This is a genomic window from Shewanella inventionis (assembly GCF_014641855.1).
In the GTDB taxonomy this organism is placed as follows: Bacteria; Pseudomonadota; Gammaproteobacteria; order Enterobacterales; family Shewanellaceae; genus Shewanella; species Shewanella inventionis.
In genome coordinates this window covers 75,770-89,633 of the sequence record NZ_BMII01000016.1, presented here as the reverse complement: position 1 = coordinate 89,633, position 13,864 = coordinate 75,770, and the positions used below count along the sequence as shown (strand labels likewise).

11 protein-coding genes are annotated in these 13,864 nt (G+C 41.0%); all 11 read right to left on the bottom strand.

The genetic code is table 11. The features are described from left to right. Window positions 1–5 precede the first annotated feature (5 nt). Entirely contained in the window at window positions 6–623 is a 618-nt protein-coding gene (locus IEW93_RS10860; protein ID WP_188739348.1) for an HAD family hydrolase, read from the bottom strand. Next, the gene (locus IEW93_RS10855) at window positions 620–1,507 is read right to left on the bottom strand and encodes an NAD-dependent epimerase/dehydratase family protein (protein ID WP_188739347.1); all 888 of its coding nucleotides are present in this window, start codon (window positions 1,505–1,507) and stop codon (window positions 620–622) included. The genes IEW93_RS10860 and IEW93_RS10855 overlap by 4 nt, the downstream gene beginning before the upstream one ends. Beyond that, window positions 1,507–2,568, bottom strand: coding sequence for an ATP-grasp domain-containing protein (locus IEW93_RS10850; protein WP_188739346.1), 1,062 nt, complete (start codon window positions 2,566–2,568; stop codon window positions 1,507–1,509). Before IEW93_RS10850 ends, IEW93_RS10855 begins: the two co-directional genes overlap by 1 nt. Continuing rightward, entirely contained in the window at window positions 2,565–2,984 is a 420-nt protein-coding gene (locus IEW93_RS10845; RefSeq protein ID WP_308419215.1) for a sugar 3,4-ketoisomerase, read from the bottom strand. Before IEW93_RS10845 ends, IEW93_RS10850 begins: the two co-directional genes overlap by 4 nt. Further along, window positions 2,984–3,850 (bottom strand): glucose-1-phosphate thymidylyltransferase RfbA, encoded by an 867-nt coding sequence (gene rfbA / locus IEW93_RS10840; protein WP_188739345.1) that lies wholly within the window; start codon window positions 3,848–3,850, stop codon window positions 2,984–2,986. The genes IEW93_RS10845 and rfbA overlap by 1 nt, the downstream gene beginning before the upstream one ends. Window positions 3,851–3,916: 66 nt before the next feature. Beyond that, window positions 3,917–4,996, bottom strand: coding sequence for a dTDP-glucose 4,6-dehydratase (gene rfbB, locus IEW93_RS10835; RefSeq protein WP_188739344.1), 1,080 nt, complete (start codon window positions 4,994–4,996; stop codon window positions 3,917–3,919). 203 nt (window positions 4,997–5,199) lie between these two features. Continuing rightward, window positions 5,200–6,186, bottom strand: coding sequence for a Wzz/FepE/Etk N-terminal domain-containing protein (locus IEW93_RS10830; protein ID WP_188739343.1), 987 nt, complete (start codon window positions 6,184–6,186; stop codon window positions 5,200–5,202). 189 nt (window positions 6,187–6,375) lie between these two features. Then, window positions 6,376–6,753: a four helix bundle protein gene (locus IEW93_RS10825; RefSeq protein ID WP_188739342.1), complete on the bottom strand. Its 378-nt coding sequence runs from the start codon at window positions 6,751–6,753 to the stop codon at window positions 6,376–6,378. 422 nt (window positions 6,754–7,175) lie between these two features. Further along, window positions 7,176–9,656 (bottom strand): SLBB domain-containing protein, encoded by a 2,481-nt coding sequence (locus IEW93_RS10820; protein WP_188739341.1) that lies wholly within the window; start codon window positions 9,654–9,656, stop codon window positions 7,176–7,178. Between the two features lie 1,147 nt (window positions 9,657–10,803). Further along, complete coding sequence (gene rfaH, locus IEW93_RS10815; RefSeq protein WP_188739340.1) at window positions 10,804–11,313, bottom strand: transcription/translation regulatory transformer protein RfaH; 510 nt, start codon at window positions 11,311–11,313, stop codon at window positions 10,804–10,806. A gap of 306 nt (window positions 11,314–11,619) precedes the next feature. Then, window positions 11,620–12,177 carry a DUF4136 domain-containing protein gene (locus IEW93_RS10810; protein ID WP_188739339.1) on the bottom strand — a complete coding sequence of 186 codons (558 nt, stop codon included), beginning with the start codon at window positions 12,175–12,177 and terminating at the stop codon, window positions 11,620–11,622. Window positions 12,178–13,864: the final 1,687 nt, after the last annotated feature.

The following is a 13,864-nucleotide window of genomic DNA, read 5'->3' as shown; positions in this document are numbered from 1 at the left end:
GACTTTTATTTCAAAAAAGAGGAAAAATCACCTACAGAGTTAATAATCAATTCAGGTTGATATAACTCTAATAATTCTCTAGACAAGAAACCACATGTGACAACACAAGTACGTATTCCAAGGGACTTTCCAACTTTAATATCCTCACCTGTATCACCAACAAGCCAATCGTTTCTATCTATATCTATTATATTCTGCTCAATAAGTTCTTTCTTACTCATTTGCTGCTTAGTTACTAATACATTATCAAAAAGTTTAATAATCCCGAACTTTTCTAACTGAAGACTAACTGCCTTTTCATTTTGCCTTGCGGTGCAAAGATGTAAACTATATTCACTAGCTAGTTCAGTGAGTGCCTTTTTAGCATCTGAGAATAATAAATCAAAATCTAAAAACTTTTCTGTTTCTATCAACGCCATCCAATTCTTAGTAAATTCAGCTTGTTTTAATACAGACAAACCAAATTCTCTGCTTAAAATTTCCTGATTTGAAATACCTGCTTGCTTAAAATACCAGTATTCTTCGAAACTTAAGTCTGAACGAATAAACAGTTGCTGAAAAAGTTCATACAATCGTCGTTTTGAGTTCAGAATGGTTCCATCAAAATCAAATATTATATTCATAGCTTTCTCTTAAAGTATTCAACTTCTTTTAATAAACCTATATCAAAGTCAGTTTCAGTAGGGAGCAAATATTTTTTTAATAACCTATTATCAAAAACAATGTCATTTTTCGCATTTGAAGTTTCAATACTTTTTATCTTAACATCACGATTGCTAAGCTTACCTATTTTAAACAACAGTTCCTTCATTGATATAGAAAAACCACTAACAACATTAATTACTTTAGGGAGTTTAGGTTTAGCCATTGAATTAATGCAAGCAGTAACAACATCATCAATATAAATAAAACTTCGCAAATCCCCCCCATCCCCCCAGAGTTCAACTTCTTGCCCTAATAGAATCTTTTGTATCGCAATGGGTAGGAATTTTTTATAAGCTTCTTCCCCAGGACCATACACATGTCCAACACGTAAAATATTACAATCAACATTCCTTTCCTTACAAAAACATTCTATCATTTTTTCACAATAATATTTCGATTCGCCATATAAGCTAATTGGCTTAATCGGAGTGTTCTCTGTATATAAGTTATAGTTTTCATAAACATCAAGAGTACTAAAATAAATAATTTTCTTCAGATTCTTAAACTCTCTGCTCAGTAGTTTACTGGTAAATATGATGTTTTCACTACATTTCATGATCAAATTCGAATCCGCTCTATCCTTCGGTGTAAATGATCCGACATGAACTATTATTTCCACATCAGAAAATAATAGTTCATCTTCGCTACTAACATCAAAGAATTCATCGTAGAGGATTGCTTTGACTTCGGAATGCTTTTTAGATGTTAAAGCTATTATATTGTTTGGACCCAAATTATCTAATAATTTCCTAGTCAACTTCGAACCAATAAATCCATTTACACCAGTCAAAAGCACTTTCATTAAAATATAATTCCACTTTCAATTTCATCAGCAGTCATTAATTTAGGTTTAGTGTCCATTCCTCTCAACCATAACAAGTCATTAGGTAATGGATTAATCACTTTATTAAGAGTTGGAAATTTATTATAAAGTGCAATATCTTTGAATATTTCAGGCATATTCAAACCTGCTTCTGTAAAAAATTGAACAGTAGTAAAAAATCGAGAAATATTTATTTCTGTTGGATTAGGTATACCACCTTTATCATAAGCCATATCAACCCCAAATATTCCATGAGGCTTATCACTTACTGATTTAACAGTTTCGATTGCAATCTTACTCACCAAATCATCTGAACAGGTTACACCAACTTTTGTAACTCCTGTTACACCAGAAATGCTTCTATTCCCATGTGTCCAACCTTTTCGAGCTCGAGTTTGAGCAACAACTAATTCGCCGTTATGCCAAATTGATAACCATGTAATTGTATCTGCACAAAGCATTTCTGCAGCAACAAAATCCCCCCATCCGTTGTAGTGGTCTATCCAAGATTTTGCAAGTGCATAGTCAGACGTTGGAATAGCACCTTTACCTCCGCCACCAATTGAAGACGCTCTTAACCAGATTTTTCCATTGTTATCCGCAAGTTCGATAAAAGATTGTTTTAGATCTTCTTCATTATTTATAAATATATTACGAGGCACTTTTACACCTGCATTTTTAAAAGCCTCATATGATTTATGTTTGTGTACACAAGTGTCGATAACATTGTGTTCTGGCATAAATAATTTGACCCCGGTTTTCAATATCTCATCTCGAAATAATGATGCATGAAATATTTCCAAATCATTTTGAAAATGTAGTAAATCGGGTTTTTGTTCATTTAATATTTTCAAAAGCGCAGGTTTGTACTCAATTGTATCAGCGTAAGGTACAAAAAATTTTCTTTCCGCATTGGAAAGAATTAAATCTGTTGGTTCCGAGCCTAATCCATATATAATTTCATTCCCAGATTTAAGCAATGAGTTGATAACACCTTCAGAAGGAGCTCCGCCAGCACCCGCGATCATAATTTTCTTCATTTCGTCTCCTTATTACAACTCTTGCTATTTAAAAAACCTGAATAATCCCGAATATAATCGGACTCATTATACAACTCACTAGCTAGTACCATTAGTACACAATCATGGCTAAAATTGTGCATTTCTCGCCAAATCATATTATCAATGAGTAAGCCTTTAGTAGGCGAAGATAGTTTTACGGTTTCCCTACTATTTCCGTCATCTAGAATAAAATCACACTGACCACTAACACATATAGCCAATTGCTTTAAATTTTTATGTGCATGGAAACCTCTTGCACAATTAGACGATGTGTTATATAAAAAATATACACGCTTAATTTCAAATGATAAATCTACACTTCCTTCAATTGAAACTAATTCTCCACGTTCGTCACCTAATGACTTCAAATCTATTACATTAATCAAACTCATCATTAATCCTTAACTAACTGGAATAAATATTCACCATAACTGTTTTTACTTAATGATTTAGCTGTTGCACACACTTCATCTTTAGTGAGCCATTTTTGCCGAAAAGCGATTTCCTCTAGACAAGCAATTTTAAAACCTTGTCGTTTTTCTATAGTTTCAACAAATGTTGCCGCTTCTAATAGGCTGTCATAAGTTCCAGTATCTAACCAGGCAAAACCACGCCCTAATAACTCAACATGTAAATCCTCAAGTTCTAGGTAAGCTTGGTTAATACTTGTTATTTCCAATTCGCCTCTTGGTGATGGCATAACATTTTTGGCAATTTCTACAACACGATTATCATAGAAATATAAACCAGTAACCGCAAAATTTGATTTTGGTATGCTAGGTTTTTCTTCAATACTTATCGCTTTTTGGTTTTCATCAAATTCAACAACACCAAACCTCTCGGGATCTTTGACCTGATAACCAAACACTGTTGCTCCTGATTGCCTAGATGCCGCTTTTTTAAGAATTGGAGAAAAACCCTGCCCCCAAAATATATTATCGCCTAATGCAAGACATACACTTTCCTTCCCAATAAAAGATTCACCGATAAGAAAAGCTTCTGCCAACCCATTCGGTTTATCCTGGACAGCATATTCGAGCTTAATACCAAAATCATCGCCATCTCCGAGCAAACGATGGAAAGAAGACTGATCATCTGGAGTAGTAATTATCAAAATTTCACGTATACCCGCTAACATCAGTACAGATATTGGGTAGTAAATCATTGGTTTGTCGTAAACAGGCAATAGTTGTTTAGATATTCCCTTTGTAATTGGATACAAGCGAGTACCAGAACCACCGGCTAAAATGATGCCTTTCATATATAAATAAGTCCCTAGATAAATAGGCCCTAGGTTCTAGAAAAAATAGGGCCAAAAAATAAAAAGCTAGATGCCTAAACGTTCCCGTTGGTAGCTACCATCTTGTACATGCTGGCACCAGGTTTGGTTAGCTAAATACCATTCAACTGTTTTACGTAAGCCAGTTTCGAATGTTTCTTCTGGTTGCCAATTAAGCTCATGACTCATTTTACTTGAGTCAATTGCATAACGACGGTCATGACCAGGTCGGTCTGTGACATAAGTGATTTGCTCAGCGTATAACGTGTCTTTAGGCACTAGGGTATCTAGAATACTGCAAATGGTTTTGACCACTTCAATATTTTGTTTCTCATTGTGACCACCAATATTGTAAGTCTCACCGACTATACCCGTCGTCACTACTTTATAGAGTGCACGAGCATGATCTTCAACATAGAGCCAATCACGAATTTGGTCACCTTTACCGTAAATAGGAAGTGGTTTCCCTTCTAACGCATTCAGGATCACTAACGGGATTAACTTCTCAGGAAAATGATAGGGACCATAGTTGTTAGAGCAGTTAGTCACAACGGTTGGTAATCCGTACGTACGTAACCACGATCTGACTAGGTGATCACTTGATGCTTTAGATGCTGAATAAGGACTGCTTGGTGCATAAGATGTTTCTTCAGTAAATAATGGCAGCGCTTCATTTGAGCTCTGCCCATCTTGTTCATCAGGATGAGGTAAATCACCATAAACTTCATCGGTCGATATATGATGGAAACGAAATCCTTGCTTAGCAGCTTCAGCCAATGTGTTCCAATACGCTCTTGTCGCTTCAAGAAGAGTGTAAGTACCCACGATATTTGTTTGAATAAAATCTGCAGGACCGGTGATAGAACGATCAACATGTGACTCTGCTGCTAAATGCATAACTGCATCGGGTTGGCATTGTGCGAAAACTCTGTCTAATTCAGCGCGGTCACAAATATCAACTTGTTCGAACACATAGCGTTCATTTGACTCAATACTCGCTAACGACTCGAGGTTACCAGCGTAAGTTAATTTATCGACATTGATAACACTATCTTGTGTATTATTGATGATATGACGTACGACTGCAGAGCCAATGAAACCAGCTCCACCTGTGACTAAAATTTTCATTTTTATGTTTCCAAGATGTATTACCTGTCTAAAAACAAGTTTAATTTAGACGTTGTGAATTGAATAATCACACTTTCCAATCTCAGCCTTTCAACTCAAGCTGAGACACATTTTATCCATTTTGAGACAGTCGATTTGTCGCTATCCCTTATAGAGCCTTGGTTTTTCGTTTTTTCTTAAAACAGTCCCAATAGGCTAATTTTTTAATCTTCTTTTTTTACAAAATAACGAATTAATACGAACATGACACCTAACATGCCACCGAGCATGGTGCCTAATACGCAGATTAGCGCACGTTTAGGTTTGGCTTTTTCTTCTGGTATTAGTGCTGGGTCGATTGTTTTAAATACATATTCGTCGCGTACTTCTGCAAACATAATTGTTTTAGCTTGCTCTTCGACTAGTTTGTATAAAATCGAACGGATATCAGCAACGTTGGTTTGTTGAATTTTTGACTCTAGAAACTCGGTGCTTTTAATGGCCTCTGCAACGTCACGCTCTTTCATTACTGTGTTGATGTCTTGCACTAACCAATTAACCCATTGCTGGGCAACGGATGGAGAAAGATGCTCTACAGATACTGTTACCATGCCTGTGTCTTTTGCTGCATTTACCGCGATGATTTTACTGAATACTTTGAATGCCTCTTGCATTGACGGTTCTGGCTTAAAAGGTGCTTCAACCTCGCGTATCCATTTGTTTTGCGATACGTCGTATATTTCAGCATCGTAAGACAATGTGTTGTCTGCCATATTCCATTTTTCGGCAGCCATTAAATCAGCCAATATATTGTGCTTTTGAATAAACTCACTGGCGAATTGGCGTGACTTCATCACCTCGATGGCCATTTGAGTTTTATCTACTCCACCACCGCTGCCTAAATTAATACCCGCCATAGATGCAAGACCACCAAACTGACCAGCTAGTGCTGCTAATCCACCACCACCTTGCTCTGCGTCGGCCGGTGATAACAGCGCCTCTGACTTATATATGTTGGGTTGGCTAATTGCAAAAGCAACTGATGCCACTGCAAACACAAAGGTAATGGCAATGATTAGCCATTTGCCCTGCCAGATGACAGAAAACAACTCACGAAGGTCGATTTCGTCGTCCGCCAAGCTTCCCATTGGTTGGGTGGTGTAGGGTTGAAATTGTGCATCTGGGTTTAATTGATTATTTTGGTTATTCATAATTCTATTTTGTCTGGGAAGCAGTTGCTAGATTCTAGGACGCTTCGCGGCTAGAGCGCTACGCTGCTATAAAGTCAAAAGATACCAGCAGAAATCTGCTATGTGTTCGTTTGTTGCTGGTTGTGTCAAAAGCAAAAGCCTAGATTCTATGACGTTTCGCGGCTATAAAAGCATATGCGATTCGTTTGCTTACTCTATTGTGTATTCGGGTCTATCTTCTTTTAACTTTGTTTGTTTTTGTCTAATAAGAGTACCTAATATTTTGGCTAGCTCTTTAGCTTCTTTTACCATCGACATAGCCATTTTTTTATCTATGTATTCGATTTCTGCTCCGATATACAGTTGAGTAACAAGCTCACCTAGAGAACCTTTTGCGTAATATAGAAATCTTATGTTTTCTTTTAGGGTTTCACGCTCTTCTCCCTCCGCTATATTTGAGGGAACAGATAAGCCTGAACGTGTAATTTGATCTTTAAAACCCCAGTTACTCACTGACTCAGTCAACTTATAAATATCACACGACAATCTAGAAGCTCTTTTCCATACTTCCAGCTGTTCGAAACGCATAACAGTTCCTTCTGAAATTGAGTGGCTATGTTCTAGTATCTAGTTTCTAGAATCTGGAGCGCTTCGCTGCTAGAGCGGCCTACGGCCTGCTATAAAATCTTAGCAGTGTAGCGTCCTAGAAGGACGAAGTCCGCCCTCTGGCGAGCCTGCGAGTACCTAGTACCTAGTACCTAGTACCTAGAGCGCTTCGCTGCTAGAGCGGCCTATGGCCTGCTATAAAATCTTAGCAGCGTAGCGTCCTAGAAGGACGAAGTCCGCCCTCTGGCGAGCCTGCTAGTACCTAGTTCCTAGAATCTAGAATCTAGAATCTAGAGCGCTTCGCTGCTAGAGCGGCCTACGGCCTGCTATAAAATCTTAGCAGCGTAGCGTCCTAGCAGGACGAAGCCCGCTCTCTGGCGAGCCTGCGAGCCCCTAGAACCTTCTTACAACGTTGCTACTGCTGCTACTGCGATGGCGCTGTTGTAGATGATGGTTGTGACTTGCTGCCATAAGGTTAGGCTGTCTTTGTATTCGGTATCTAGCGGTACGATTATTGTGTCGCCTGGCTCCATTTGGGTGCTGCTGGTAAACCAGCTAGACTCGTTTGGCATGGCTACTGAACCGTCGGCTTTAATAATATAGGCGCGGTCTTCATCGGCACGTTTACGAGGGCCACCAGATAACCCTAAATATTGGTCAAAAGTGAGACCGGCTTTAAAGCGGTGAGTACTTGGGTGTTGTACCTGGCCCATTACCGATACGGTTTGATTTTTTGACGGTACATAAAGCGCGTCGGCGTCTTCTAGGTCAAGGTTTGCTTCGTCTATACCAAGTTCTATGGCGTTTAAGTCCACTACTAAGCGGCCAACCACTTCAACATTTTCAAGCTCTTTTAACATCAATTGTGCGTCGGCATAACCCACTGTTGGTGTGTCTTTGGTTAATGCTTTTGCTGCAATTTCGCGGCGTAGCTCGTCTGAAAGTTTGGCTAATTCTAGGCGTTCTTTGTCTTTAACCGATTGACGTAAAAATACTGCACTTTTTAAAGCCGCGTTATCGGTATAACCACCGGCACGGGCAATAACCCCTTTTAAGGTTTCACCACGTTGAATTGAATAAGTGCCAGGGAATTTAACTTCTCCTTTAACTGTTACCCAACGGGTTTCTTGCCAGTCTGGTAAGGTTCTTACTGTTAAGATGTCTCGGCTTTGCAGTTCAACAATTGATGAAGGGTTGTTCATTACATCGTTTAAGCTAAGTTGTTGATGCTGTATTGTTACGCCGTCTGTTTGCGATACTTCCTGGCGTGTAAGCTCTGCAGCCATGGTATAAGCGCCCTCTTCTAGGCCGCCGGCAGCTATAATTAACTCTTTAACATCTGCATTAACGGTTAGAGGATATTGACCAGGAAAGCGCACATTGCCATTAATGCTAACAAGTTTGGCTGCATCACCAAAACGGCTTTGGTTTTTTAACTGAGTGATGATTGGCTCGAGTAGTTTTTCTCTATCTTCGTAGTCGAACACCAACAGTGTATCGCGAGGTTGTAATACTACATTGTGTAGAGAAAATGGATCGGTAATGGCTTTACCCAACGCCACGCGGTGCACTTCTATGTCGCCACGCTGATTGATTTCGCGCACAAGTAATGAGTAGTCTAAATCTGCTGTGATGGTTAAATTGCCCCAGATTGAAGGCAGTAAATCGGCAACTTTAAGTGCGTTTTTCCATTGGTATTTACCAGGTCTAATTACCGCGCCTGCGAGTGTTACGGCATTATCAATTCTATTTGATGCTGATTTTACATTTAGCACGTCGCCATTTTTAACTAGTGTAGACAAGCCACTATTTGCAGTTAAATCAACGTTGATAACGGTTTTAACTGATTTGTCGCTGTAACGCTCTACAACACTTGATTTAGGGTAAGCACCTGGATTTAAACCACTGGCCATTTTGATTACATCTGCCATGGTTTCGTTACTTTTAAGCTCGTATATTGCTGGGCGACGCACTTCGCCCATTACGCTTACGGTACCACCAGTTGACGGAATAAACACAACATCGCCAGATTGTAAGCGTTTGTCGCCTGATGCGTCGCCGCGCATGAGTAAGTCGTATAAGTCTAATGTGCCTACTGTTTTGCCTGAGCGTTTAAGTTGAATGTTACGAAGAGAGCCAATTTGATTTACACCACCAGACACAAATAACGCCTGAGTGATAGTTGATAAGCTTGAAACCGTATATGAACCTGGCTTGTATGCATCACCAGCGACAAAAATGCGAATTGAACGCAGTTCACCCATGGTGATGTTAGCATTAATACCTATCATGCTTTGGGCAATTTTATCTTGTAGTAAGTTTCTTGCCTCAGCAAAAGAAAGGCCAACTAACGATATTGGACCTAAATCAGGAAACTGGACAGCGCCATCACGCCCTACAACTAGTTGGTAATTGTTATTTTCTTTACCGTAGAGTTGAACATTAATAGTGTCTCCAGGGCCTACCATGTATTCAGCTGGGACGGGTACGTCTGATACTGGTGCGAAGGTCGTTGGAGAACCTGCAAACAAGTCGTAACCAAATGGTTTGAGTTGTTGTTCTTTTTGGCTTTCTATAGCGTCTACTGTTGCAGCTGTTTTAGTTTGCTGTGTTAATGACTCATCTTCTGATTGGTCAAGAACATTATTTTCTGTGCTGCGCGACTCTACAACTTGCGGGTTTTCAATTTTGGTTGCAGTTGCTGAAGTCGACAGCATTGATGGGTCGATACCGTATTGCTTGGCGATACGCTCTTGTTCTGATTTAGGCAGTTGCTTGAATTGCTCAATCATTTGCGGCGACGGCGTTACAGCCTGCACTTGCGTACTGAAAATAATAAGGGCTGATAAGCCAGCAATTAACACGTTTTTGGTTTTATGCAACACCAGGTATCTCCAATATTATTTAAAAAAGGTTTTGAGAGTAGGTACTAGGAGCTCGCAGGCTCGCTAGAGGGTCTAGGTTCTAGGTTCTAGGAACTCGCAAGCTCGCTAGAGAGCGGACTTCGTCCTTCTAGGTTCTAAATGCGTTGACGGATTACGGATTACAGAACGCTTCGCTTACGGTTTCAAGTACTAGGAACTCGCAAGCTCGCCTGAGAGCGGACTGCGTCCTTCTAGGTACTAGGTTCTAATTCTACCCGGTTGTCATCCCTGAGATCTTTTATCAGGGATCCAGGTGTTTCTTTGGATTTTGCTTTTAAGCCTTAAAGCAACACCTGGGTTCCGGCTTTAACAGCGCTACCGGAACGACGTAGTCGAGCAGTGTAACGTCCTCGTACCTATCAGCGTAGCGCCCTAGCAGTGACGAAGTCACGCCCTAGTACCTAGCAGCGAAGCGTCCTATTCAGGCACGCTACCGATCCGCGTGGCGGGCGAGACGCCCTTCGGCGTACACTAAAAGACAGAAACTATTCTGTCTTTTGCCTTTATAAAATACGTCCTGTATTTTCCCCTTCGGGCCAGCTGAAGCTGTTAATAATTGTTCCTGACAATTATTTTCAGACACGCTACCGCCCATGGATTGCGGCTTCCAACTTGCCCTTCGCAGTGCGAAAATTCAATTTTTTACGATTACATTTAATCACTTTGGCGCTTTAGAGGCTCAAAGCGGCGCGCAATTATACCCAAAAATACATCAATATGCTTGAGTTATCTCCGAGGCATTTATTAAAAATGTTTCAGAATCGTTTAAAAAACACAAAATGATTACATTCAGAGCAATTTCTGACTCATTTTGCTTAAATATCAAACTAAACCTAGATAGCTTAATGGACAATGTCTTACAAATCATCGAGCTAAAATCTTATAATTCGTCTATCATTCGGCTAGGTTCTAGGTTCTTAAGATTAGAGTCTAGATTGCTAGGGCGCTTCGCTGCTAGAAACTATAAAAGCGTAAAGCGTTTACGGATAACGGAACGCTGCGCTTACAGGTTCTAGAAGGACGAAGTCCGCTCTCAGGCGAGCTTGCGAGTTCCTAGAACCTAGACCCTATGGCAAGCCTGCGAGCTCCTAGTCCCTTACTGAACTGACTAGTTTTCATTTGTTTTATCTATCGGTTTAAGGTTTGTCAGTTCTACTAAAATTCTTTTTTGCTGCCCCATTATGGTAAACAACACGTGGCAACGTTTGTCTGGATTGTTTTCATCGAAAATGGCTTCGAGATCTTTAAATGGGCCGTCGACAAACTTGACTTTATCGCCTTTTGTTAGCGGTTTTTCGACTTCGGGTATGTGGCCGCTCACTCGACGTTTAAGCGCCGAAATAATTCTGTCGTCTATGGGCGTCATATCTTCTCGACAACCAACAATGCGGTTAGCGCCACGGGTATTGTGGATTTTGCTCACGCTTGTTAATTCTGGGTCGAAGTAGATAAAAAGGTAGCTTGGAAATAGCGGTACCGTAACCATTTGCTTTTTGTTACGGATAGTTTTTTGCTGGGTTATCATAGGTAAATAGCTTTCGACTTGCTGTAAAGCCAAGTTTTGCTGGGCACGCTGTTCTTCACGTGGTTTGCAATAAAGTAGATACCAAGATTTCATTGTTACTCGCTTGTTTAAATTTACTCAATTGTCTGAGTAAGTGACGTCCCATTCACGACACGAGATAATAGCAAACTTGATCATTCTTTTGAATGCGTTTTGCCTTCAAATGCCTAGAAATACACCAGTTTAAGACATTAATGCTTCGCTGATTAAAAGAACCGTTTTTCAATATGGCTAACACATTGATTTATAGGGGCAGAAAAAATCATGGTGCCTTTATAGGCTTGGTGACGGTTTATAATTGTTAGATATAAAAAAACCTCGATAGATTACCGAGGTTTTAGTTATGTAGGTACTGCGCTGTTATTGACCCGATTTAGGTGGGTAATTCATCATTACACTACCAATGGCCTGGTTAATGGTTGCGATGCGTTCTTCTGGCGTGCTTTGTTCTCTTACCGTGTCGGCAATGGTACCACGCCATACTAACTTACCTGTTTTGTTATCAACTAAATCAACCATTAAAGTGCCAACTTCGTATTCACGCACTATGGTTTCTGTTTGCATTGAGCCTGCTAGCCCCCAGCGAGGTCCATAGTATGGGTTGTAACCAAAGTGGCTGTTGAATGTATCAACATTGATTTTTTTATCGACTTTTGTAATGTAATTTACGAGCAAATCAGCATTTTGTTTATCTGTTTTGCTAATGCCCTTCTGGCTTAATTGGTTTTCTATTGCGGTACGAACGCGTTGGTCCATAAGGCCGTCAAGATGGTAGCCAACTTCGTCGTTCTTTTTTTCTACCCAGGCGTAAGATTTGTATTGCTCAAATGATACCGATGGGTCGAAGTCTGAACTCGATTTTAAGGTACTACAAGCGCTTAATGCTAACACCGCGGCGGCGATAAACAATTTTTTCATGACAGACTCCAAAAACAATACGTTAATAGCCATAAGCTTATAGAGCGCAATGAGGTTGTCAAGTTAACTAGAATTTATGAATGGAAGGGCTAAGACCTAGGAACTCGCAGGCTCGCCAGAGGATCTAGATTCTAGGAACTCGCAAGCTCGCCTGAGTGGCTAGATTCTAGGAACTCGCATGCTCGCCAGAGAGCGGACTTCGTCCTTCTAGATTCTAGCTTCTAGGGTCTAGGGTCTAGGGTCTAAATCTACCCGGTTGTCATCCCTGAGATCTTTTATCAGGGATCCAGGTGTTTCTTTTGATTTTGCTTTAAGCCTTAAAGCAACACCTGGGTTCCGGCTTTAACAGCGTTACCGGAACGACGTAATCGAGGAGCGCAGCGCCCTTCTATAATTTAAATTCTTTCCGGTTGTCATCCCTGAGATCTTTTATCAGGGATCCAGGTGTTTCTTTTGATTTTGCTTTTAAGCCTTAAAGCAACACCTAGGTTCCGGCTTTAACAGCGCTACCGGAACGACGTAATCGAGCAGCGGAGCGTCCTTCTAGGTTCTAGGTTACTACCCGGTTGTCATCCCTGAGATCTTTTATCAGGGATCCAGGTGTTTCTTTTGGTTTTGCTTTTAAGCCTTAAAGCAACACCTGGGTTCCGGCTTTAACAGCGTTACCGGAACGACGTAGTCGAGCAGCGCAGCGTCCTTCTAGGGTCTAAATCTACCCGGTTGTCATCCCTGAGATCTTTTATCAGGGATCCAGATGTTTCTTTTGATTTTGCTTTTAAGCCTTAAAGCAACACCTGGGTTCCGGCTTTAACAGCGTTACCGGAACGACGTAATCGAGCAGCGGAGCGTCCTTCTAGGTTCTAGGTTACTACCCGGTTGTCATCCCTGAGATCTTTTATCAGGGATCTAGGTGTTTCTTTTGATTTTGCTTTAAGCCTTAAAGCAACACCTAGGTTCCGGCTTTAACAGCGTTACCGGAACGACGTAATCGAGCAGCGCAGCGTCCTTCTATAATTTAAATTCTTTCCGGTTGTCATCCCTGAGATCTTTTATCAGGGATCCAGGTGTTTCTTTTGATTTTGCTTTTAAGCCTTAAAGCAACACCTGGGTTCCGGCTTTAACAGCGTCACCGGAACGACGTAGTCGAGCAGCGTAGCGTCCTTCTAGGGTCTAAATCTACCCGGTTGTCATCCCTGAGATCTTTTATCAGGGATCTAGGTGTTTCTTTTGATTTTGCTTTTAAGCCTTAAAGCAACACCTGGGTTCCGGCTTTAACAGCGTCACCGGAACGACGTAGTCGAGCAGCGTAGCGTCCTTCTAGGGTCTAAATCTACCCGGTTGTCATCCCTGAGATCTTTTATCAGGGATCTAGGTGTTTCTTTTGATTTTGCTTTAAGCCTTAAAGCAACACCTGGGTTCCGGCTTTAACAGCGTCACCGGAACGACGTAGTCGAGCAGCTTAGCGTCCTCGTAGTGACGCAGTCACGCCCTAAATCCTAGCAGCGTAGCGCCCTAGCAGTGACGCAGTCACGCCCTAAATCCTAGCAGCGTAGCGCCCTAGCAGTGACGCAGTCACGCCCTAAATCCTAGCAGCGTAGCGCCCTAGCAGTGACGCAGTCACGCCCTAAATCCTAGCAGCGTAGCGCCCTAGCAGTGACGCAGTCACGCCCTAAATCCTAGCAGCGAA